This is a genomic window from Cellulomonas sp. T2.31MG-18 (assembly GCF_964266755.1).
GTDB lineage: Bacteria > Actinomycetota > Actinomycetes > Actinomycetales > Cellulomonadaceae > Cellulomonas.
On record NZ_CAXWGW010000002.1, the window covers coordinates 260,782 to 280,016 of the forward strand.

Sequence of the window (19,235 nt, forward strand, 5' to 3'; positions counted from 1 at the left end):
GCGCAGCCACCACCAGGCACGGTTCGCGGTCATGACGACGAGGCTACCGGTCGCCCGGCGTCGTCTCGGTGGGCGCCGTGAGCCCCGCCTAGGATCGCGGGGTGCCGGATCCGCAGCCCATGCCGTCCCCCGAGGGCGCCCCGCCTCCCGGAGGTGCCGTGGCGCCCGACGGTCCCGTGCCTCCCGACCAGGCCACGGTCGACGCATCGGCTCCCGAGGTGGCTCCGGCGGCCGCACCGGCCGACCCCGTGCCTCCGGCCGACGCAGCCCGCGACGACGAAGCCGTCCCCACGGAGGACGAGCTGCTCCGCGCCGCCGTGCCGGCCACCGTCCGCCACGCCCCGCGCTACAGCGCCTTCCTCACCACGGGCACCCTGGTCGGCCTCGTCGTCGGCCTGCTCGTCGCCGTGCTGCTCGCCGACGGCTCCGTCAGCAGCACGGGGGGCGTGCTGCCGTTCCTCGGCGGCTCCAACGGCGTCCGCCTGCTCGCGGCGCTCTCCGGTGCGGTGCTCGGCCTGGGCATCGGTGCCGGTCTCGCCCTGTGGGCCGACCGGCGGTCGCTGCGCCGCTGAGGTCGGATCCGCCGTCGGCCCTGTGCGACCATGGTCGCGTGGCCCCCCGCGCGGACGGACGCTTGTCCCACGACCTGCTGCCGAACGAGAAGGGCCCGCAGGACGCCTGCGGGGTCTTCGGTGTCTGGGCTCCTGGCGAGGAGGTCGCCAAGCTCACCTACTTCGGCCTGTACGCCCTGCAGCACCGCGGCCAGGAGTCGGCGGGCATCGCGACCAGCGACGGCCGGCACCTGCTGGTCTACAAGGACATGGGCCTGGTGTCCCAGGTGTTCGACGAGACGGCGCTCAACGCGCTGACCGGGCACATCGCCATCGGGCACACCCGCTACTCGACGACGGGCGCCTCCACCTGGGAGAACGCGCAGCCCACGCTCGGCGCCACCGCCGGCGGCACCGTCGCCCTCGGCCACAACGGCAACCTGACGAACACCGCCGAGCTGATCGAGCTGGTCGCCGAGCGGTACGGCAGCAAGCGCCGTGGCGAGCTCGCCCGCGGCAACACCACCGACACCGCTCTGGTGACGGCCCTGCTGGCCGGCGACCCGGACCACACCCTCGAGGCGACGGCGCTCGAGGTGCTGCCCCGCCTGCGGGGCGCGTTCAGCCTCGTCTTCATGGACGAGACCACCCTCTACGCCGCCCGTGACCCGCAGGGCGTCCGGCCGCTGGTGCTGGGCCGCCTCGAGCGCGGCTGGGTGGTCGCCTCCGAGACGCCGGCGCTCGACATCGTCGGCGCGTCCTACGTCCGCGAGGTCGAGCCCGGCGAGTTCCTGGCGATCGACGCCGACGGGCTGCGCAGCAGCCGGTTCGCGACGCCGGACCGTGCCGGCTGCATCTTCGAGTACGTGTACCTCGCCCGTCCGGACACGACCATCGCCGGCCGCTCGGTGCACGCCTCGCGCGTGGACATGGGCCGACGGCTCGCGGTCGAGCACCCGGTCGAGGCGGACCTCGTCATCCCGGTGCCGGAGTCCGGCACTCCCGCCGCGGTCGGCTACGCGCAGCAGTCGGGCATCCCGTTCGGTCAGGGGCTGACCAAGAACGCCTACGTCGGCCGCACGTTCATCCAGCCGTCGCAGACGCTGCGCCAGCTCGGCATCCGGCTCAAGCTCAACCCGCTGCGCGAGGTGATCCGCGGCAAGCGGCTGGTCGTCGTCGACGACTCGATCGTCCGCGGAAACACCCAGCGCGCCCTGATCCGCATGCTCCGGGAGGCCGGTGCCGCCGAGGTGCACGTGCGGATCAGCTCCCCACCGGTGAAGTGGCCCTGCTTCTACGGCATCGACTTCGCGTCGCGCGCCGAGCTGATCGCCAACGGCCTGGCCGTCGAGGAGATCGCCGCGTCCCTGGGCGCCGACTCGCTCGGCTACATCTCCATCGAGGGTCTCGTCGAGGCGACCGAGCAGCCGGTCGGCCAGCTGTGCACCGCCTGCTTCACCGGGAAGTACCCGATCCCGCTGCCGCCGGACGACCGGCTCGCCAAGAACCTGGTCGACCAGCAGCAGCTGCCCCTCGGCTCCCCGGAGGACGGCCTGGTCACCCTCATCCCCAGCGCCGGCGCGGCCGGAGCCCTGGAGCACCCGTGACCGAGCACAAGGTCACCTACGCGGAGGCCGGCGTCGACGTGCACGCCGGTGACAAGGCCGTCGAGCTGATGCGCGAGGCGGTGCGGGCCACGCAGGGTGCGGAGGTGGTCGGTGGCGTCGGTGGCTTCGCCGGCCTGTTCGACGCGTCGGCGCTGCTCGGCTACCGCCGGCCCCTGCTGGCCACGTCGACCGACGGCGTGGGCACCAAGGTGGCCGTCGCCCAGGCCCTCGACCGGCACGACACCATCGGCTTCGACCTGGTCGGCATGGTGGTCGACGACATCGCCGTGGTCGGTGCGAAGCCCCTGTTCATGACCGACTACATCGCCTGCGGCAAGGTGGTCCCGGAGCGGATCGCCGACATCGTCCGCGGCATCGCGGCCGCCTGCCAGGTGGCCGGCACGGCACTGGTCGGTGGTGAGACGGCCGAGCACCCGGGCCTGCTGGCGCCCGACGAGTACGACGTGGCCGGCGCCGCGACCGGTGTGGTCGAGGCGGACGGCTTGCTGGGTCCGCACCGGGTCGAGTCCGGAGACGTGCTGGTCGCCCTCGGGTCCAGCGGGCTGCACTCCAACGGGTACTCGCTGGTGCGCCGGGTCATCGAGGTGTCCGGCTGGCGGTTCGACCGGTACGTCGACGAGCTGGGCCGCACCGTCGGTGAGGAGCTCCTCGAGCCGACCCGCGTCTACGCCGCCGACTGCCTGGCGCTGACGGAGCGTGCCGCGGGCGGGATGCACGCGTTCAGCCACGTCACCGGCGGAGGGCTCGCCGCCAACCTGGCCCGGGTGCTGCCGACCGGCTCCGTGGCCGAGGTGTCCCGCGCCGGCTGGCAGCTGCCGCCGGTGTTCTCCCTGGTGCAGCGCCTCGGCGGGGTGCCGTGGAACGACCTCGAGTCGACCCTGAACCTGGGGGTCGGCATGGTCGCCGTCGTCGCGCCGGAGGCCGCCGCCGGTGTGCTGCAGCACGCCGGCGAGCTCGGGTTGTCCGCGTGGGAGCTGGGCAGCATCCGGCCGTTCGACCCGGAGCGCGACGTGCCCGGGACGCCGGACCTGGTCAGCGGCACCAAGGGCGTGCAGGGCGGCGCCGTGCTGATGTCGGGCAGCTACCGCGTCTGAGGAACGCGGCGCCGGCGGGTCACGGCCTGACCCCAGGGTCGCCTCGCCAGCGGAGAGCGGTACCGGCAGCTCGCCCGCCGCTCAGGCGGTGCGGGCCGGACACCGAACGACGACCGCTCAGCGGTCGTCGTCGTCCTCGTCGTCCGAGGACCAGCTCTTCCACGAAGGGTTGGTCTCCTCGCTCACCGGGGGACGGGTCTCGGTGACGAGATCGTTGTGGCCACGCGACGAGAGCTCCTGCTCGAGAGCCCTGTAGTTGGTGTCCGGGCTGAAGTACTTCAGCTCCCGGGCCACCTTCGTCTGCTTAGCCTTCTGACGGCCGCGCCCCATGGCATCGACCCCCTCTAACGTGGAAGCGGGGCGGCTCCGTGCTCACACGTGCGGCCCCGGGGTGCTGTTTCGTCTGTTCGCAGGGCAACGCTACATGGTCCGTGAGCATTCCGACCACCGAGCCCCGGCGCCCTGGACCGGAGCCGGACCGCAGCCGCAGGCGGCCAGGACCTCCGTCCCCGAGTGTGACGAAGGTCGCATACGACTTGTGGTGAACTGCGCCACAAGTCCGGCATGGTGCGGTATAGGCGGCCCATCGCCGGATGTACCGTTGGCGGCGAGTCGGGTAGTTCGTCCCTCTCTGGCACTCTGACGAGGACTTCCGTGCGGCGGTCAGCCCAGCGGTGACTGATGTCACAGCTGTGTCACCCATATGGGTGGCAAAGTGGCCCCGTACGAAGTGCGGCATCTGAGGCATACGTCCATGCTGGACGTGTGAGGCAAGAGGGGGAGCGACCTGCAGGCTCAGTCCCAGGTCCGTCAGGAGGTACGTCCAGGATGTCGTCCAACCACGTCGACCCCGAGACACTGCTCACGCCGTCGGAGGTCGCGAGCCTGTTTCGCGTCGACCCCAAGACCGTGACGCGGTGGGCGAAGGCCGGCAAGCTCTCGTCCATCCGGACCCTGGGCGGCCACCGCCGCTACCGCGAGTCCGAGGTGCGGGGCCTGCTCGACGGCCTGCCGCAGCAGCGCCAGGTCGACTGAGACCTGTACGGGACGCCGGACGAGGTCCGGCGTCCATCGAGGTGCGCGCCACCGCCGCTCCGGCCAGAGCCGGCAGGAGCAGGTCGTGCCGACCGCACCGCCACCGGCACGAGGCGGCCTGAGCGCCGAGTGACCTCGGTGCCGAGTGACCTCAGTGCCGAGCGATCCGCCGCACCACGCCGGTCACCAGCAGCGCCGCCACCGCACCGGCGACCCCCAGCACCACCCGCGCCCGCTTGCGCGCCTCAGGTGCTGCCGAGGGATCCGTCGCGTCGGCCACCAGCCGCTTGCCCTCCGCGACGGCTCGCTCAGCCTGCGTCTTGGGGTTCAGCCGGTCGGCCAGCTCGTCCACCGTCGCCGCGAGCTCCCCGCGCGTGAGCTCGAGCTCCGCTTCCAGCGCCTTCATGCGCTCGGACGTGCCCAGCTTCGGTGTTGCGCTCGAGTCGCTCATCAGTGCAGGCCCTCCTTGACGGCTGCCACGTCCTGCTGGACGTTCTCCATCGCGTGCTCCGGGGTCGGCGGCATGCCCCGCTTCAGGCGCCGGACGCCGACCAGGGCCAGCACGCCGACCACCAGGAAGATCGCCACGGTGATGATCAGCGCCGCGAGCCACGGCGCCACGGCGTTGGACAGGCCGATGATCGCGGTCGCGATCGCGGCGCCGACGCCGTAGAACGCCAGGAACCCCGCGGCGATCAGCAGCCCGCCGCCGATGCCGGCCTGCTTCGCCTTCTCGGCGAGCTCGGCCTTCGCCAGGTCGATCTCCGCGCGGACCAGGCGACCGGCCTGCTCCGACAGGTCGCTCACCAGCTGACCGAGCGACCTCGTGTCGCCCGGTACCGACGTCTGCGTGACCATGACCCGACCCTTCGTCCGTCCGCGTCCTGCGACCTCAGTCTGCTGGTCAGCGGCCCGGCACGCGAGTCCTTCGGCGTCCGGACGGGGGTGTCAGTCCGCCCAGGGGTGCACCAGCTCCTCCGCCGGGTGCGTCGGCATGGGCGCCGGCGGGACTCCCAGCACGGGCCCCGGCGGCAGGTGGTTGCGACCCCAGGCGGCGGCGCCGGCCGCGAGCAGGAGCAGGGCGACGCCGACGATCAGCAGCGCCAGCCACAGCGGCAGCACGTGCGCCAGTCCGACGACGGCCGAGCCGACCATGAGTGCCAGTGCGAGGACCGTCAGGACGGCCGCCACGGCGAAGGCGATCGCGGACGGTCGCACCTGCACGGCACGGGCCCGGACGGACCGGCTCACCGCGTCGAGCTCCGCCATCACGGACGAACGGACCCGGTCCTCCATCCGACCGATCCGCTCCTTGGCCCGGTCGGCGATCGGCTCGGTGGTCCGGCCGGCGAGCCGGTGGGCGAGGCGGTCGAACAGGCCGTGGTGCTCGGGCTGCGGGGCGGAGGTCACGATGACGTCCTCGGTGGATAGGCGGCGGTGGCTTGGTCCAGCGTAGGAGGACGGTCACCCTGTCACCGGGACGATCGGCCCCGACACGGCGCTGACGAGGGGTGACGTGGTGCACGGACGTGCAGCGGGGCTCTGGGCGCCCTCCCCTCAGGGGTTTCCAGGGCGCAACCAGGGTCCGTTCAGGGTCGGAGCCTGATGCCCGCGCCACCGCACGGCTCGCAGGATCGAGCCATGCCGACTCCGAGCCCTGCCCCCGACCAGCCCGCGGGCGCCACCTCGACCGCACCCGGCGTCGGTGCCGAGCCTGAGCCGCCGGACGGCAGCCGGGCGCCTCGCCGGCCGAGACGGCTCGCCGCCGTGGCGGCCGCGCTCGGTGCCGGCGCCCGCCGGGCGCCGTTCGTGGAGGACGAGGTGCTCGGCCTGGCCCAGCTGGTCGGCCCCGGAGCCGTCTGCGTGGACGTCGGCGCCGAGTTCGGGCTGTACACCTGGACCCTCGCGCACCTCGTCGGCCGCGCGGGTGCCGTGCACGCCATCGAGCCCCAACCCGACCTGACCCGCGTGCTCAGACTGGCCAAGCGCCTGGTCGGTGCGTCCCACGTCACGGTCCATCAGCTCGCCCTCGGTGCCGAACCGGGACGTGGGCACCTGTCGCTGCCGAGCCGACGCGGGATGCGGGTCCACGGCCGCGCGTTCCTGTCCGACGGCACGCACGGGCTCGGCTCCAACGCCGAGTTCAGCCGGCACCGCAGCCTTCCCGTGGAGGTCGACACCCTCGACGCCGTCGCCGCGCGGCTCGCGCTGGCACGACTCGACCTGGTCAAGGCCGACGTCGAGGGCGCCGAGGAGCGGCTGCTCGCCGGCGGCAGCACGACGCTGGCCACCTTCCGCCCGCACCTGCTGCTCGAGCTCGAGGACCGGCACCTGGTGCGGTTCGACACCTCGGCGCGCAGCGTCGTCGGGCGGCTCGAGACGTTCGGCTACACCCCGGCGCACTGGGCGGACGGCGCGTGGCGGCCGGGCATCGTCGGCCGCAACGTCCTGTTCCGCGCGGACACCGCACCCGACGGCAGCCGCCGCGGCTGACGTGGGTCCGGTGACCTCACGGGAGCGTGACAGTGACCACGAGCCCTCCGGTGTCGGGCGCCGCCGCCGTCAGCGTCCCCGAGTGGGCCGAGGTGATCGAGGCGACGATGGCCAGGCCGAGCCCGAAGCCGTCGGGGCCCGTGCGATCGCTGAGCCGCCGGAACGGCTCGAACAGGCCCTCGACCTGGGTCGCCGGCACCACCGGTCCGGAGTTCGCCACCTCCACCACGACCCGGCCGCTCGCGTCGTCCGTCCGCGTGCTGATGGCGACGCGGCCATCGGGGTGGTTGTAGCGGACGGCGTTGTCGACGAGGTTCGCGACGAGCCGCTCGAGCAGCACGGGGTCGCCCGTGGTGCGTGCCGGGTCGAGGGACGTGTCGACGTCGACGCCCGCGTGCGGGATCGAGTCGACGACGTCCTCGACCACCGTGGCCAGGTCGACGGGCTCGCGGTCGGTGAGGGCGCGGTCGGTCCTCGCCAGCGTGAGCAGGGCGTCGATGAGCGCCGTCGCGCGGTTGGCCGCCTCGCGGACGTCGAGCGCCATCGCGCCGAGGTCGGCGGCACTGGGCGAGGGCTTGGCGAGCGCGACGTCGACCGAGGTGCTGATCACCGTCAGCGGCGTGCGGAGCTCGTGGCTCGCGTTCGCGATGAAGCGGCGCTGGCCGGTGAAGGACGCATCGAGCCGCGCGAGCATCGCGTTGAACGTGTCGCCGAGCTCGTAGACCTCGTCGTGCGGACCCTGCAGTGCCACCCGTTCCGACAGGTTGGTGTCCGAGGCGGCGCGCGCGGCGTCCGTGATGCGCTGGATGCGGCGCAGCACCCGGCCGACGACGAACCAGCTCGCCAGCGCCGTGAGGATCGTCGCGGTTGCGAGCGTGACCAGCGAGAACGTCAGCAAATGGCTGAGGGTGGTGTCGCTCTGGACCTCCGCACCCACCTTGACGCCGGCCTTGAAGGCGGCCTGGCACTTCTCGCGAAGGTTGGCGTCGGCGGTCCCGTCGGCCAGCGCCGTCCGGCATGCGGCGGCGAACGCCTGTGAGCTGTTGACCGCGGTGACGGTCTTGCTCGCGGGGAGGGTGCTCGCGACCAGGGCGTACGTGGACGCGACGACGACGCCGCCCGCTGCGGCGGACAGTGCGGTGGCCAGGAGCGTGAGCCGGGCCCGGATCGTCAGGTGCAGGCGCCTCATATCCGGTAGCCCTTGCCGGTGACGGTCACGATCAGCGGCGGGTCACCGAGCTTGCGGCGGAGCCGGGTCATGGTCACCGAGACGATGTTGCTGAACGGGTCCGTGGTCGAGTCCCAGACTCGCTCGAGCAGCTCCTCGGCGCTGATCACGCGGCCGTCGGAGGAGGCAAGGACCTCCAGGACGCCGAACTCCTTGCGCGTGAGGAAGAGCGGCTGGTCGCCCCGCGTCGCGCGGTGCCGGGCGCGGTCCACCGTCAGGTCGCCGACGTGCGCGATCGGCGGGCTCGACGGTTGACGTCGGCCCAGGGCGCGGATCCGCGCGACCAGCTCGTGGAAGGCGAACGGTTTGCCGAGGTAGTCGTCGGCGCCGAGCTCCAGGCCGGCGACCCGGTCGTCCACGCCCGAGGCCGCGGTGAGCATGAGGATCCGGGTCGGCAGACCGCCGGCCGCGAGCGTGCGGCACACCACGTCGCCATGGACCACCGGAAGGTCCCGGTCCAGCACGATCACGTCGTAGGGCACCGTCCCGGCGGCGTCGAGAGCGGCCCCACCGTCGTGCACCACGTCCACGGCCATGCCGGAGTCCCGCAAGCCCTCGGCGATGCGTCCCGCCAACGTCACGTGGTCTTCCGCCACCAGGACCCGCATGCGCCCCATGGTGCGCCGGGACGGATGACATCCGTGCGACATCCCAGGTAGCGGCGGTGTCACCGGCCTCCCCGTAGACCTGGCTGCACGGCCCGCCGCGACAGGGGGCGCGCCGGCCCGCCCGATCCACGGAGGTCCCGATGAAGACCCGACTGCTGGCCCTCGCGCTGGTGAGCATCGGCCTGCTCGCCGCGTGCACCGCGTCGCCCGCCGGCCCGGGCGTGCCGACGCTCGCCGCGAGCGGGTCCACTGCCGGCTCGAACGGTGCGGGCAGCTCAGGAGCTGCTCGGGCGGCGGCGCTGCACGCCGCGGCCCAGTGCATCCGCGAGCACGGGGTGCCCGCGTACCAGGACCCGGTGCTCGATGCCGAGGGGCACGTCTACACCGACAGCCGCAGCATCGCGGATGCCGATCAGGCCACCGGGAACCGGTCGGGGATCGAGAACCAGCTGAGGGATGCGTGCGAGGCGCTCATCACGGCCGCAGGGCTCCAGCCGACGGACCAGCCGCCGGCTCCGCCCGCGCTGGTCCAGGCGGGCGTGGCGGCCGCCCAGTGCCTGCGCGCCAACGGTCTCCCGAACGTCACCGACCCCACGTCGGCGACCCCGTACACCCCGGGCCACGGGTTCGGCCTCACGAGCGCCGAGCTGCCGCAGACCGGAGCCGGGAAGGCCGACCCCACCGTGCAACGCGCGTTCGCCGCGTGCCGCGACAAGCTCGACGCGGAGGTCGCCCAGTCGACCTTCACCGCCCTCGCGCATGACTAGGCGTGCGAGGTGGGTCGCCGCGACCCTGGCGGTCGCCGTGCTGGCAGGTGCCGGAACCTGGTACCTCGGGCACGTCGGGCGCCCGGCGGCGGCCGCCGCCACGGTGGTCCCCACCGCGACAGCCACCGTGACACGGAGGGACCTGGCGACGACCACCCAGGTCAGCGGCACGCTCGGGTACGCCGGGCACTACGCGGTGATCGGGCAGGGAGCCGGCGGGACGGTGACAGGGCTGCCGTCGCCCGGCGACGTCGTCGCACGCGGCCAGGGTGTGTACGAGGTCGACGGGCACGCCGTCCCCCTGTTCTACGGCGCACGACCGTCGTGGCGTGACCTCGCCGTCGGCGTGCCGGACGGGCCCGACGTCCAGCAGCTCGAGGAGAACCTCACCGCGCTCGGCTATGCCGGTGCGGCGAACCTGACCGTCGACCAGCACTTCACGACGGCCACCGCGGCCGCGGTCGAGCGCTGGCAGCGTGCCACCGGACAAGCCGTCGACGGACGCGTCGCCGTCGGTGCGGTGGTGTACGAGCCGGGTCCCATCCGGGTCGCGGCGGTGCAGGCCGCGCTCGGCGGGGACGTCCGGGCGGGCAGCGCGGTGCTGACCGCCACCTCGACGACGTCGCAGGTCCTGGTGCCCGTCCCGACGGTCCAGTCGTACCTCGTCCACGTCGGCGACGCGGTCACCGTCACGCTGCCGTCCGGAGCGCTGACGAACGGTCGGGTCGACGCCGTCTCGACCGCCGCCAGCGCGACGGCCGACTCGAACGGGTCGGCTGCGCCTGGCGGCGGCGGCCCGTCGCGGGACGCGCCGGTGACCGTTCCCGCCACGGTCACGCTCGCGGACCCGCACGCGGTCGCCGGGCTCGACCAGACGCCCGTCACGGTGAACATCACCAGCCAGGCGGTCACGGGTGTGCTGGCGGTGCCGATCTCGGCGCTGGTCGCGCTCGGAGGCGGCGGGTACGGCGTGTACCTCCAGGACGTACAGGGCCGCCGCCTGGTGGCCGTGGTCCCGGGGCTGTTCGCGACCACGCTCGTGCAGGTCACCAGCGCGGACCTGCACGAGGGGGACAAGGTCGAGGTGCCGGTCGGATGAGCGTCGCCGTCGAGCTGTGCGACGTCACCAAGACCTACCCCACCCCGAACGCCGTCACCGCGCTCGACCGGGTGACCCTCCAGCTCGGCACGGGTGAGACCGTCGCGGTCACGGGGCCGTCGGGCTCGGGGAAGTCGACCGCGCTCAACGTGCTCGGCACGCTCGAGCGGCCCACGAGCGGGGTGGTGCGGATCGCCGGTGCGTCGACCTCGAGCCTGTCGGACGGTGAGCTGTCGGGCCTGCGGGCCTGGCACATCGGGTTCGTCTTCCAGCAGTTCTTCCTGCTCGACCACCTGTCGGTGCTCGACAACGTCGCGCAGGGACTGCTCTACCGGGGGCTCGGCAGCCGGGACCGTCGCGCGGCTGCCGAGGCGGCCCTCGCACGGGTCGGGCTGGCCGAGCGGCTGAGCCACCGGCCCCAGGAGCTGTCCGGGGGAGAGCGGCAGCGCGTGGCGATCGCCCGGGCCCTCGTCGGCCGCCCGACCCTCCTGCTGGCCGACGAGCCGACGGGCAACCTCGACTCGGTGACCGGCGCCGGGATCGTCGCGCTCCTCGCCGGCCTCGCCGACGAGCGCACCACGATCGTCGTCATCACGCACGACGCCGAGGTCGCAGCCGCGATGGACCGGCACGTCCGCCTGCGTGACGGGCGCATCGTCGACGACACGGGGGCGGCGTGATGAGGACCGCCCGGACCGTCACCGCGTCACCGCGTTCCCGTGTCCGCGCCGCCGACGCGCTGGGGGTCGGCGCCGCCGGCCTGAGAGCGCGGCTGCTGCGCTCTGCGCTCTCGGCGCTGGGCATCGCCATCTCGATCTCGGCGCTGGTCGCCGTGCTCGGCATCGCGGCATCGTCGCGGGCCGACCTGCTCGCGCAGCTCGGGGCCGAGGGCAACCTGCTGACCGTCGCCTCCGGCCAGACCTTCAACGGCACCCCCTCGCCGCTGCCGAGCACGGCCGAACCGATGATCCGGGCCATCCCGCCGGTCCTCATGACGACGGCCGTCGGCGCGGTCCCCGGCGCGACGGTGCGGCGGACGGCCGCGATCCCGCCCCTCGACACCGGAGGGATCAGCGTGCTCGCCGCCGAGCCGTCGCTCCCGTCGGGCCTCGGGACGACCATGCTGCACGGGCACTTCCTCGATGCGGTGAGCGACAGCTACCCGGAGACGGTGCTCGGCTTCGCTGCGGCGCGCAGCCTCGGCATCGACGTGCTGACCCCCGCCACGCAGGTGTACCTCGACGGGACGTACTTCGCGGTCGTCGGCATCATGGCTCCCGCATCCGTGGCACCCGAGCTGGACACCGCCGCGCTCGTCAGCTTCCCCGTGGCCGGCTCGCTGCTGGGCCTCGACGGCCGGGCCACCCGCATCTACGTGCGGGTCGACCCGGACAACGTCGGGGCGGTGGCCGCCGTCCTGCCGTTCACGGCGTCGCCGGCACAGCCCGAGGCCGTCCAGGTCCGCCGACCGTCGGACATCCTGGTGGCCCGGATCGCCGCGAAGACGGCGTTCGTGGGGCTGTTCCTGGCGCTCGGCGCCATCGGCCTGCTGGTCGGCGGCGTCGGGATCGCGAACACCATGGTGATCTCCGTGCTCGAGCGCCGCGGTGAGATCGGCCTGCGTCGGGCGCTGGGCGCACGGGGCCGGCACATCGCCCTGCAGTTCTGCACCGAGTCGGCGCTGCTGTCGGCGGTCGGCGGGCTTCTCGGCGCGGGCCTCGGCGTCCTCGCGACCGTGACCGTCGCGAGGATCAGGGGCACGACGGCGACGATGCCGCTGGACGTGCCGCTGGGCGGGTTCGTCGCGGCGATGGTCGTCGGTGCGCTCGCGGGGCTCTACCCGGCGATCCGCGCCGCGCGGTTGGCTCCGGCTGATGCGCTCCGCGCACCGTGAGCACCGCCCCCGGGCTCCGACGACGACCCGGTCTCGACGGGGCGCGGCGGCGCGGGAAGCGGCCTGTGAAACAGAAGAACCCCCTGGTGACCAGGGGGTTCTCGAGAGTGGCTCCGACCGGCGTCGATCCGGTGACCTCACGATTTTCAGTGACTTCGACGCCTGTCGCGGACTCTTTCTCTGTGACCCACAGCGCTCTGATCAGGTGTTTCGCCGGATGGTCGCAGTTGGCCACAGTTGCGTGCCAGCCAAGAAATGGCCCGGATATGGCCCGGATCGCGCCGTGGCGCAACGTTGAGCCCAACGCCGCGCTCTTTCCAGCGCCGGCTCCGTCCTGAGAGTCGCGGCGTTGTTGCGGTCGACGTGCCCACTGACGCGTCGGAGCTGCGCTGCCCACGCCGAGGCCCCCGGGACCCGGCCTGCCCGAGCTGGAGCTCACAGAAGACCTCGCGGCAGCGATTCCTCGATCAGGTTGCGCGGCTTAGCCGGAGGCGGGCGGCGTCTCCTCGGCCATCGGCTGGCCGACGGCGTCGATGAGTCGCTGCAGGCTTGGCGCCCATCGCAGTACTGCGGCCAGGTCGTCCCAGTCGACGCGGATCTCGAAGCCGGTCATCAGTCTGCGGTGGTAGGTGCGACGCACGACCGCCACGTGATGCGGTACTCCCAAGACCTCTAGATGTTCGGAGATCTCCTCGACGCTTGCCATCCACTCTCCAGACCCCTGGGCACGCCAGATGCGCAGGCCAACAGCCGTGTCGAGCGTGGCGTTGCCGCCGCGCAGCAGTCCGACGAGCAGGCGCTGCGCTGAGCGTTCTTCTTGGGTGAGTGGCATTCGCGAAGGCTGCCACAGGCGACAAGGCGAAACGCCGCCAGCCGAGGCTGGCCAGCGATCTCTGTAGCGCAGTGGTCGTTCCCCGCCGGAACTCTGTCGCCGACAGAGGGCGCGTTGGAGCGCCGGAGACCCTAGATCCCGAGCTGGTGCCGGATCGCGGCCGACACGAGGCCTTCGAGGACACGCTGAACGGGACCGCTCGACAGCGCCGCACCCGAGCGTTCCACCACGCGCTCCCATGCGTGCTTCTCATCCGAGGCGTTCATCTCTTGCGTACGCAGGCGGGCGAGGTCGCCCTGGACGACGACGCGATCCGCTTCGTCGATCTCCTCCTCGTCGAGCAGGTTCTCCAGCTCGTAGATCCGCTCAGCGCGGGTAGCCCATGGGTACGCGGCGCCACAACCGTCGCAGAACGACGGCCGCTTGAAGTCGCCGAAACCGATGACGCCCGGTACGAACATCTCTCCGCGGATCCGGAGGCGACATGACGGACACGAGGTGAGGACGCGAGCGCCGCACTCCGGGCAGTTCTCAGCTATCACGGGGCGCTCGCGTGAGGGGTCAATGTAAGGGGTCTCGACGTGCCCTCGCCGGCAGATCGCGGCGCCCTCGTAGTACGAGCCACCGTTGCGCATCGCGGCGATGTCGCCGTCGGGCCAGAGCGCGTCCACGCTCCGGGACGATAGCCGGGCTCGGCGCATCCTTCGCCCTGGCGCGGCCACAGTCGCGAGTCGGCGTGCCGGAGGGGTAGGGCCTGTTCGAGGCGGACGGCTTCACCTTCGCCGCTCTGGATCTGGCCGCCCATGCCAGGGCCACGGCCGGGTTCTGAATCGCGTCGGCGGTGGTCCGGGCCGGGCTCAGGGATCGGTCGTCCGGTATGCGTTCGGCGCAGGGATACGACGCGTCGGAGTTGTGTCTCGTCGGGACGGGTCTTCACCCGCACGCCGGTTGGGGCGTCGGCGTCGGAAAGTGGGAAGGCGGCGCGCTCGCGGCAAGGGCGGGCTCCTGCGGCGACGGCCCCTCCCTAAGGTCGGGCTTCCACGTGCCCGAGACGTAGACGAAGCGTTCCCAGAAGGTGGCGGTGCCCGAGCCGCAGTTGACGGTGAACTCGACCTCGGCGATTCCTCGATCGCTCGAGCTGTAGGCCAGCGGCACCGTGGATCTGCCTCCGCGCAGCGCGACGAGGGGTGTGACCGCCGTGGTGTCGCCGGCCGCCATCTGTGTCAGGCCGTTCTGGTCGCTGTCTCGCAGCGCGACTGCGAAGCGGTTGGCCGCCTCTCGCAGCGGCGGATCGACCCCGTAGGGGCTTCGAGCCGCGCAGCCGGTCAGGCACAGTGCCACGACCGTCGCGGCAACCGCTCGGCGTGCGGGACCGGCTGTCGTCATGCGCCGCCTCTCCGCGCCGCTTGGGTCAGGACGCGACGAATGTGTCACGTCCTGTGCCACCGCGTTGGAAGTTCGAGGCCTCCGGTCGCGAAGCCCTCGGGCTTCGTGGGAAGCGCTCGGCCAGAGGATCACGAGCGCGACTTCGTCTCGGATTCGGGACCCAGGACCCCCGGCTCTTGATCGACGCACGCTCACAAGTTAACTTGTGACGGTGCCGGAGGGTCCGATCGTCGCTCCGTCCGCGCGCAAGCACGGGATCGGGGATTCCGACATCGTGCATGCCTACCGCAACCCGATCCGGGTCTGGGACCTTGGGGACGGGTTCACGATGATGATCGGCGCCACAGCGGCGGCGACCATTCTGGAAGTCGGATACGTCGTGGGCGATGTGGCCGTGGTGATTGTGCACGCCATGCGCGCCCGGGAGAAGTTCCTCAGGTGATGACCATGCCCCGTTCCGTTGACGAGATCCTTGCCCACGCCGACCAGCTCGCCGGTCGGTTCGAGGACTACGACCCCAACCCCGACGACGAGCTCACCCGTGAGGCCGTCACCGCGCTTCGCGCCGCCGTGCAAGCGAGGTCCGCGGCCGAACGTGAGCTGCTCGAGGCCATCCGCAGCGCCCGTCATGACGGGATGTCGTGGTCCGCGATCGGCGCCCTGGTAGGGACGACCGGCGAGGCGGCCCGCCAGCGATACGCACGCAAGGTCGCCTGAGCCGACTGGTCGACGACGGGCGACCGTGATGTGTGACCCGCGAGCACGGTGCGGACATCATGCAGTGTGGGCGACGAGGCGGACGAGGCGCTGTGGATGCTGGTCGTCGCCGGCGAGTCCGACGGGTACGGCGTGCTGTGGGACCGGCACCGCGACCGGGTGTTCCGGCACCTGCTCTGGTTGGGCTCCGCACCCCAGGACGCGGAGGACCTGAGCGCAGCGACGTTCCTGGAGCTGTGGCGCCGGCGGGCGCACGTGCGGTTCGTCGACGGGTCGCTGCTGCCGTGGCTGCTGGCCACGGCGCACAACTTGGCCCGTAACGAGGCCCGCGCCCAGCGTCGCTACCGCCGGTTCCTCGCCGCACTGCCCGCCCCGGAGCTGGCGCCGGACCCGGCTGCGCTGGTCGACGGCATGGATGCCGCCCGGGACGGACGAGTTCGAGCGGTGCTCGCCGCCGCTCGGCCGGCAGATGGTCAGCTGCTCGCGCTGACGGCAGTCGAGGGGTTCAGCGTGAAGGACGCAGCGGCCGTCCTGAGGATCAGCGAGTCGGCGGCGAAGATGCGCCTGTCGCGGCTGCGTCGCCGTCTCGCCGTGGTGGTCGAGGCCCGCACGGTTCCGGAAGGTGATGCGTCGTGAGCGTGGTCTTCAGCGCGAACAGGTCGGCCGCGATTCGTGCGGGCTTGATCGCAGGAGCTCGCCCGGTGACCGCAGGGCACCGCACCTCGTGGGCCATCGCCCTGGTGCTGAGCGGTGCCCTGGCAGGGGGAGGGGCCACGGCAGCCGCGTTCGGCGTGGCCAGCAACCGGGCGGCGGTCGGCCGTCCGTCGGGGCAGCCGTCGCCCTCGCTGGGCGCGCCGGTCGACGCGCCACCGGGGGTGATCCCAGGGGCGCCGATCATCTCGTTGATCGGTGACCCCGTCAGCCGGACCGTCAGCTCTCGGACGACCATCGCGCTGCTGCCGCGGCCCTCCGCGGCGACGCACGCCCGGGTGGTGGTCACGCCGACCGCTCCGGGCACGTTGAGCTTCGGGACCAGCGCGGCGGGTGACAACCCCGTCGCGTCCTTCGACGCAGCAGACGTCAGCCGCGGCAGCCAGGGCGCGAGCCGGTACGACTTCCCCCTGGACGGCACGGTCGACACGCTGCTCCTGATGCCCTCGGGCGGCTTCACGGGCATCGTCACCGTTCAGCTCGTCACGCACGTGCCCACCCGGCTGGGGGTCAACGCGCGAGGACAGACCTTTGGCGTGAGCGGCTCCGCGCCGCAGGGCGACCCGGACCTGGTTGCGGTCGAGGCGACGAACGGCCGGTCGGGGTACGCCTACGCCTCCGAGCTCGAGGATCCGCAGCCGAGCAGCCCGGCCGACGCGGGCGCCAGCTCGGGGCGCGGCCGAACCATCCCGGTCTACGAGTCCGACGGCACCACGGTGATCGGTGAGTTCGCGGTCGGCTGACCTCGACGGATGTCGCCACACCACGGGTGCCGGTCGACACGACTTCGCAATCCCCGCGCCCGCGCCTGGGGCTGGTGGGCCACTTCCGAGCAGATGCCCGGAGCTACGCGAGCGTGCGCCGCCGGAGCGCTGCGGCGGTGCCTGCGACGGCCGCCCCGAGCAGCGCGACAGCGGCATCGCGCCGACCGGCGTCCCAGGCGGCGGCTCCCGCGGCGCGGCACTCGGCGGTGATCGCCTCGCGGTCCGCCGTCGTCATCTCGCCGCCGGACAGCTGCCCGGCGCCGGGGTGGAAGGTGACGGCTCTCCCGCAGTAGCCCTCGGACGTGATGACAGGTGTGCGCCACGCGGCCAGTGCGAGGCCGGCGAACACGACCGCGACGGCGAGACCCGCGAGCCCGAACCAGGCAAGAGCGAGCGGGCCTCGCTCCTGGGTCGGGCTCGCCGTCACGCCTCGCGACGCTAGCGGGTGCGGTCACGGTGGTCGGAGACGACGACGGGGCGATCAGCCGTTCGGGTGACCTCCTGCCCCGAGCCGGCCGAAGCACGTCGAGATGGGCCCGCCATCGGGCCCGGGCTCGTGGGCATCGGCCGGGCCCAAGAATGGCCCGGCCTCAACGGGGCGGGGCGAGAGGGAGCCTCTGAAACAGAAGAACCCCCTGGTGACCAGGGGGTTCTCGAGAGTGGCTCCGACCGGCGTCGATCCGGTGACCTCACGATTTTCAGTCGTGCGCTCTACCAACTGAGCTACAGAGCCTCGATACGACGACGCCGGTCCGAGGACCGGCGCTTCGAGCGACCCCGACGGGACTTGAACCCGCGACCTCCGCCGTGACAGGGCGGCGCGCTAACCAACTGCGCTACGGGGCCTTGGTGTAAGGCCTTTGCACTGCTCCGTACCCCCAACGGGATTCGAACCCGTGCTACCGCCGTGAAAGGGCGGGGTCCTAGGCCGCTAGACGATGGGGGCTCACGCCCCAACGTCGAGGCGTCGGAAGACCGGTGACGATCATACGGGTCAGGCGCCGAACCACCAAAGCGGGATCCTGTGGGGCGCGACACGTCGGCGCGGGACGGGAGGATGGGTCCGTGGTCGAGATGAGCCGGGAGGACTTCGAGGACGCCGTCCGCGACGCCCTGGACAGCATCCCGCCGGAGCTCGGGGAGCTGATGGACAACGTCGTCGTGCTGGTGGAGGACGACGGTCCGGAGGACGAGCCCGCGCTGCTCGGCCTGTACGAGGGCACGCCGCTCACCGAGCGGACCGACGCGTGGTTCGGCTCGCTCCCGGACCGCATCACGGTGTTCCGCAACCCGACGCTGGCCGTGTGCCACGACCGTGCCGAGGTGGTCGAGGAGGTGGCCGTCACGGTGGTGCACGAGGTGGCGCACCACTTCGGCATCGACGACGAGCGGCTGGAGGAGCTCGGGTGGGACTGAGGCGGCGCGTGGCGGCCGGGCCGCGGAGGCAGGGGAGCGGTCGATGACGGCGGCGGGCGACGGGCACGGGCGTGGCGGGCACGGGCACGGTGGGCACGGGCGTCCGCACGGTGCCACGGCGGCGGGTGCGCAGCGGGGGCGGCTGACCGCGGTGCTCGTCGTCACCCTGGCCGTCATGGTCGCCGAGGTGGTCGGCGGGGTGCTGTCGGGGTCGTTCGCGCTGGTGGCCGACGCGGGTCACATGCTGACGGACGCCGGCGGGCTGGCCCTCGCGCTGGTGGCGACCGGGCTGGCTGCGCGACCGGCGACGGCCGCGCGAACCTACGGCTGGCAGCGGGCCGAGGTGCTCGCCGCCCTGGTCAACGGGATGCTGGTGGCCGTCGTCGGTGTGGTGGTGCTGGTCGAGGGCGTGCAGCGGCTGGTGCACCCGGGATCGGTCCGGGCCGGGCTGATGCTGGCCGTGGCCGCCGTCGGGCTGGTCGCCAACGGCGTGGGTCTCGGGCTGCTGCACCAGGGGCAGGGGCGGTCGCTCAACGTGCGGGCGGCCTACCTCGAGGTGCTCGGGGACCTGCTGGGCTCAGCCGCGGCGGTGGTCGCCGCGCTCGTCGTGCTCGGCACCGGCTGGGCCCGCGCGGACGGTGCGGCGTCGGTGCTGATCGGCCTGCTGATCCTGCCGCGCGCCGCAGCGCTGCTGCGCCAGGTGGCCGACGTGCTGCTCGAGGCGACGCCCGAGGGTGTGGACCTGGAGACGGTGCGGACCCACATCGGCGGGCTGCCGGGCGTGCGCGGCGTGCACGACCTGCACGCGTGGACCATCACGTCCGGGGTGCCGGTGCTCTCGGCGCACGTGGTGGTGGACGACGACGTCCTCGCGGCCGGCGGCACCGGCCGCGTGCTCGACCAGCTGCGCGGCTGCCTCACCGGGCACTTCGACGTCGAGCACTGCACGTTCCAGCTGGAACCCGCGTCCGGCGGCCCGTCGGAGCCCGTGACCCACGCCTAGGCTCCGGCC

25 protein-coding genes and 3 tRNA genes are annotated in these 19,235 nt (G+C 72.8%); 15 read left to right on the forward strand and 13 right to left on the reverse strand.

Annotation, left to right across the window (positions count from 1 at the left end; genetic code table 11):
* Positions 1-101 precede the first annotated feature (101 nt).
* The 3 genes from ACFQTY_RS09030 to purM are packed head-to-tail and all read left to right on the forward strand — an operon-like array spanning position 102 to position 3,273.
* Positions 102-572, forward strand: coding sequence for a histidine kinase (locus ACFQTY_RS09030; RefSeq protein WP_378099573.1), 471 nt, complete (start codon positions 102-104; stop codon positions 570-572).
* A gap of 38 nt (positions 573-610) precedes the next feature.
* On the forward strand, positions 611-2,158 hold the full coding sequence (gene purF, locus ACFQTY_RS09035; protein ID WP_378099575.1) for an amidophosphoribosyltransferase: 1,548 nt from the start codon (positions 611-613) through the stop codon (positions 2,156-2,158).
* Complete coding sequence (gene purM, locus ACFQTY_RS09040; RefSeq protein ID WP_378099577.1) at positions 2,155-3,273, forward strand: phosphoribosylformylglycinamidine cyclo-ligase; 1,119 nt, start codon at positions 2,155-2,157, stop codon at positions 3,271-3,273. Before purF ends, purM begins: the two co-directional genes overlap by 4 nt.
* A 117-nt stretch (positions 3,274-3,390) precedes the next feature.
* Here purM and ACFQTY_RS09045 read toward each other — a convergent pair whose 3' ends face one another.
* Complete coding sequence (locus ACFQTY_RS09045; RefSeq protein ID WP_263731470.1) at positions 3,391-3,603, reverse strand: DUF3073 domain-containing protein; 213 nt, start codon at positions 3,601-3,603, stop codon at positions 3,391-3,393.
* Between the two features lie 498 nt (positions 3,604-4,101).
* On the opposite strand from ACFQTY_RS09045, the gene ACFQTY_RS09050 reads away from it, so the two are divergent.
* Positions 4,102-4,308 carry a BldC family transcriptional regulator gene (locus ACFQTY_RS09050; protein ID WP_263731471.1) on the forward strand — a complete coding sequence of 69 codons (207 nt, stop codon included), beginning with the start codon at positions 4,102-4,104 and terminating at the stop codon, positions 4,306-4,308.
* 151 nt (positions 4,309-4,459) lie between these two features.
* Here ACFQTY_RS09050 and ACFQTY_RS09055 read toward each other — a convergent pair whose 3' ends face one another.
* The 3 genes from ACFQTY_RS09055 to ACFQTY_RS09065 form a co-directional block, all read right to left on the reverse strand.
* Positions 4,460-4,759, reverse strand: coding sequence for a DUF3618 domain-containing protein (locus ACFQTY_RS09055; RefSeq protein WP_378099580.1), 300 nt, complete (start codon positions 4,757-4,759; stop codon positions 4,460-4,462).
* Positions 4,759-5,166 carry a phage holin family protein gene (locus ACFQTY_RS09060; protein ID WP_291761338.1) on the reverse strand — a complete coding sequence of 136 codons (408 nt, stop codon included), beginning with the start codon at positions 5,164-5,166 and terminating at the stop codon, positions 4,759-4,761. The genes ACFQTY_RS09055 and ACFQTY_RS09060 overlap by 1 nt, the downstream gene beginning before the upstream one ends.
* Before the next feature lie 90 nt (positions 5,167-5,256).
* Positions 5,257-5,718 (reverse strand): phage holin family protein, encoded by a 462-nt coding sequence (locus tag ACFQTY_RS09065; protein WP_378099582.1) that lies wholly within the window; start codon positions 5,716-5,718, stop codon positions 5,257-5,259.
* Positions 5,719-5,949: 231 nt separating this feature from the next.
* On the opposite strand from ACFQTY_RS09065, the gene ACFQTY_RS09070 reads away from it, so the two are divergent.
* Positions 5,950-6,801 carry an FkbM family methyltransferase gene (locus tag ACFQTY_RS09070; protein WP_378099584.1) on the forward strand — a complete coding sequence of 284 codons (852 nt, stop codon included), beginning with the start codon at positions 5,950-5,952 and terminating at the stop codon, positions 6,799-6,801.
* A gap of 16 nt (positions 6,802-6,817) precedes the next feature.
* Here ACFQTY_RS09070 and ACFQTY_RS09075 read toward each other — a convergent pair whose 3' ends face one another.
* Both ACFQTY_RS09075 and ACFQTY_RS09080 read right to left on the reverse strand, forming a co-directional pair.
* Positions 6,818-7,990: an ATP-binding protein gene (locus tag ACFQTY_RS09075; RefSeq protein WP_378099586.1), complete on the reverse strand. Its 1,173-nt coding sequence runs from the start codon at positions 7,988-7,990 to the stop codon at positions 6,818-6,820.
* Positions 7,987-8,637, reverse strand: a complete 651-nt coding sequence (locus tag ACFQTY_RS09080; protein ID WP_378099588.1) for a response regulator transcription factor — start codon at positions 8,635-8,637, stop codon at positions 7,987-7,989. Before ACFQTY_RS09080 ends, ACFQTY_RS09075 begins: the two co-directional genes overlap by 4 nt.
* Before the next feature lie 140 nt (positions 8,638-8,777).
* Between ACFQTY_RS09080 and ACFQTY_RS09085 the strand changes: the two genes are divergently transcribed.
* The 4 genes from ACFQTY_RS09085 to ACFQTY_RS09100 are packed head-to-tail and all read left to right on the forward strand — an operon-like array spanning position 8,778 to position 12,397.
* Complete coding sequence (locus ACFQTY_RS09085) at positions 8,778-9,404, forward strand: hypothetical protein (protein WP_378099590.1); 627 nt, start codon at positions 8,778-8,780, stop codon at positions 9,402-9,404.
* Positions 9,397-10,503: a peptidoglycan-binding protein gene (locus ACFQTY_RS09090; RefSeq protein ID WP_378099592.1), complete on the forward strand. Its 1,107-nt coding sequence runs from the start codon at positions 9,397-9,399 to the stop codon at positions 10,501-10,503. The genes ACFQTY_RS09085 and ACFQTY_RS09090 overlap by 8 nt, the downstream gene beginning before the upstream one ends.
* Positions 10,500-11,183, forward strand: coding sequence for an ABC transporter ATP-binding protein (locus ACFQTY_RS09095; protein WP_378099594.1), 684 nt, complete (start codon positions 10,500-10,502; stop codon positions 11,181-11,183). The genes ACFQTY_RS09090 and ACFQTY_RS09095 overlap by 4 nt, the downstream gene beginning before the upstream one ends.
* Entirely contained in the window at positions 11,183-12,397 is a 1,215-nt protein-coding gene (locus ACFQTY_RS09100; protein ID WP_378099596.1) for an ABC transporter permease, read from the forward strand. The genes ACFQTY_RS09095 and ACFQTY_RS09100 overlap by 1 nt, the downstream gene beginning before the upstream one ends.
* A gap of 481 nt (positions 12,398-12,878) precedes the next feature.
* On the opposite strand, the gene ACFQTY_RS09105 is transcribed toward ACFQTY_RS09100, so the two are convergent.
* The 3 genes from ACFQTY_RS09105 to ACFQTY_RS09115 all read right to left on the reverse strand — a co-directional run bounded on the left by ACFQTY_RS09105 (position 12,879) and on the right by ACFQTY_RS09115 (position 14,615).
* On the reverse strand, positions 12,879-13,229 hold the full coding sequence (locus tag ACFQTY_RS09105) for a hypothetical protein (protein ID WP_378099598.1): 351 nt from the start codon (positions 13,227-13,229) through the stop codon (positions 12,879-12,881).
* 131 nt (positions 13,230-13,360) lie between these two features.
* A complete protein-coding gene (locus tag ACFQTY_RS09110) occupies positions 13,361-13,900 on the reverse strand; it encodes a DUF2321 domain-containing protein (RefSeq protein WP_378099601.1) in 540 nt (179 codons plus the stop codon).
* Positions 13,901-14,162: 262 nt separating this feature from the next.
* Positions 14,163-14,615 (reverse strand): hypothetical protein, encoded by a 453-nt coding sequence (locus ACFQTY_RS09115; protein ID WP_378099603.1) that lies wholly within the window; start codon positions 14,613-14,615, stop codon positions 14,163-14,165.
* Positions 14,616-14,826: 211 nt separating this feature from the next.
* Here ACFQTY_RS09115 and ACFQTY_RS09120 point away from each other — a divergent pair, with 211 nt between their 5' ends.
* From ACFQTY_RS09120 to ACFQTY_RS09135, 4 genes are all read left to right on the forward strand, one after another.
* On the forward strand, positions 14,827-15,057 hold the full coding sequence (locus ACFQTY_RS09120) for a hypothetical protein (RefSeq protein WP_378099605.1): 231 nt from the start codon (positions 14,827-14,829) through the stop codon (positions 15,055-15,057).
* 5 nt (positions 15,058-15,062) lie between these two features.
* Positions 15,063-15,332, forward strand: coding sequence for a hypothetical protein (locus ACFQTY_RS09125; protein WP_378099607.1), 270 nt, complete (start codon positions 15,063-15,065; stop codon positions 15,330-15,332).
* A gap of 66 nt (positions 15,333-15,398) precedes the next feature.
* A complete protein-coding gene (locus tag ACFQTY_RS09130; RefSeq protein ID WP_378099609.1) occupies positions 15,399-15,968 on the forward strand; it encodes an RNA polymerase sigma factor in 570 nt (189 codons plus the stop codon).
* Between the two features lie 65 nt (positions 15,969-16,033).
* Positions 16,034-16,786: a hypothetical protein gene (locus ACFQTY_RS09135; RefSeq protein WP_378099611.1), complete on the forward strand. Its 753-nt coding sequence runs from the start codon at positions 16,034-16,036 to the stop codon at positions 16,784-16,786.
* Positions 16,787-16,889: 103 nt separating this feature from the next.
* On the opposite strand, the gene ACFQTY_RS09140 is transcribed toward ACFQTY_RS09135, so the two are convergent.
* The 4 genes from ACFQTY_RS09140 to ACFQTY_RS09155 all read right to left on the reverse strand — a co-directional run bounded on the left by ACFQTY_RS09140 (position 16,890) and on the right by ACFQTY_RS09155 (position 17,753).
* Positions 16,890-17,234 carry a hypothetical protein gene (locus ACFQTY_RS09140; RefSeq protein WP_378099613.1) on the reverse strand — a complete coding sequence of 115 codons (345 nt, stop codon included), beginning with the start codon at positions 17,232-17,234 and terminating at the stop codon, positions 16,890-16,892.
* 233 nt (positions 17,235-17,467) lie between these two features.
* Positions 17,468-17,540, reverse strand: a tRNA-Phe gene (locus tag ACFQTY_RS09145).
* Between the two features lie 39 nt (positions 17,541-17,579).
* Positions 17,580-17,653: transfer RNA gene (locus ACFQTY_RS09150), tRNA-Asp, on the reverse strand.
* A gap of 27 nt (positions 17,654-17,680) precedes the next feature.
* Positions 17,681-17,753, reverse strand: a tRNA-Glu gene (locus tag ACFQTY_RS09155).
* 128 nt (positions 17,754-17,881) lie between these two features.
* Here ACFQTY_RS09155 and ACFQTY_RS09160 point away from each other — a divergent pair.
* Both ACFQTY_RS09160 and ACFQTY_RS09165 read left to right on the forward strand, forming a co-directional pair.
* Entirely contained in the window at positions 17,882-18,223 is a 342-nt protein-coding gene (locus ACFQTY_RS09160; RefSeq protein ID WP_291761562.1) for a metallopeptidase family protein, read from the forward strand.
* A 43-nt stretch (positions 18,224-18,266) separates the two neighbouring features.
* Positions 18,267-19,226 carry a cation diffusion facilitator family transporter gene (locus tag ACFQTY_RS09165; protein WP_378099615.1) on the forward strand — a complete coding sequence of 320 codons (960 nt, stop codon included), beginning with the start codon at positions 18,267-18,269 and terminating at the stop codon, positions 19,224-19,226.
* The last annotated feature ends 9 nt before the right edge of the window (positions 19,227-19,235 follow it).

Coding starts and splice junctions, on each gene's coding strand:
- ACFQTY_RS09045 (WP_263731470.1), bottom strand. CDS start 3,603: ATGGGGCGCGGCCGTCAGAAGGCTAAGCAGACGAAGGTGGCCCGGGAG.
- ACFQTY_RS09050 (WP_263731471.1), top strand. CDS start 4,102: ATGTCGTCCAACCACGTCGACCCCGAGACACTGCTCACGCCGTCGGAG.
- ACFQTY_RS09055 (WP_378099580.1), bottom strand. CDS start 4,759: ATGAGCGACTCGAGCGCAACACCGAAGCTGGGCACGTCCGAGCGCATG.
- ACFQTY_RS09060 (WP_291761338.1), bottom strand. CDS start 5,166: ATGGTCACGCAGACGTCGGTACCGGGCGACACGAGGTCGCTCGGTCAG.
- ACFQTY_RS09070 (WP_378099584.1), top strand. CDS start 5,950: ATGCCGACTCCGAGCCCTGCCCCCGACCAGCCCGCGGGCGCCACCTCG.
- ACFQTY_RS09075 (WP_378099586.1), bottom strand. CDS start 7,990: ATGAGGCGCCTGCACCTGACGATCCGGGCCCGGCTCACGCTCCTGGCC.
- ACFQTY_RS09080 (WP_378099588.1), bottom strand. CDS start 8,637: ATGCGGGTCCTGGTGGCGGAAGACCACGTGACGTTGGCGGGACGCATC.
- ACFQTY_RS09085 (WP_378099590.1), top strand. CDS start 8,778: ATGAAGACCCGACTGCTGGCCCTCGCGCTGGTGAGCATCGGCCTGCTC.
- ACFQTY_RS09090 (WP_378099592.1), top strand. CDS start 9,397: ATGACTAGGCGTGCGAGGTGGGTCGCCGCGACCCTGGCGGTCGCCGTG.
- ACFQTY_RS09095 (WP_378099594.1), top strand. CDS start 10,500: ATGAGCGTCGCCGTCGAGCTGTGCGACGTCACCAAGACCTACCCCACC.
- ACFQTY_RS09100 (WP_378099596.1), top strand. CDS start 11,183: ATGAGGACCGCCCGGACCGTCACCGCGTCACCGCGTTCCCGTGTCCGC.
- ACFQTY_RS09105 (WP_378099598.1), bottom strand. CDS start 13,229: ATGCCACTCACCCAAGAAGAACGCTCAGCGCAGCGCCTGCTCGTCGGA.
- ACFQTY_RS09115 (WP_378099603.1), bottom strand. CDS start 14,615: ATGACGACAGCCGGTCCCGCACGCCGAGCGGTTGCCGCGACGGTCGTG.
- ACFQTY_RS09125 (WP_378099607.1), top strand. CDS start 15,063: ATGCCCCGTTCCGTTGACGAGATCCTTGCCCACGCCGACCAGCTCGCC.
- ACFQTY_RS09160 (WP_291761562.1), top strand. CDS start 17,882: ATGAGCCGGGAGGACTTCGAGGACGCCGTCCGCGACGCCCTGGACAGC.
- ACFQTY_RS09165 (WP_378099615.1), top strand. CDS start 18,267: ATGACGGCGGCGGGCGACGGGCACGGGCGTGGCGGGCACGGGCACGGT.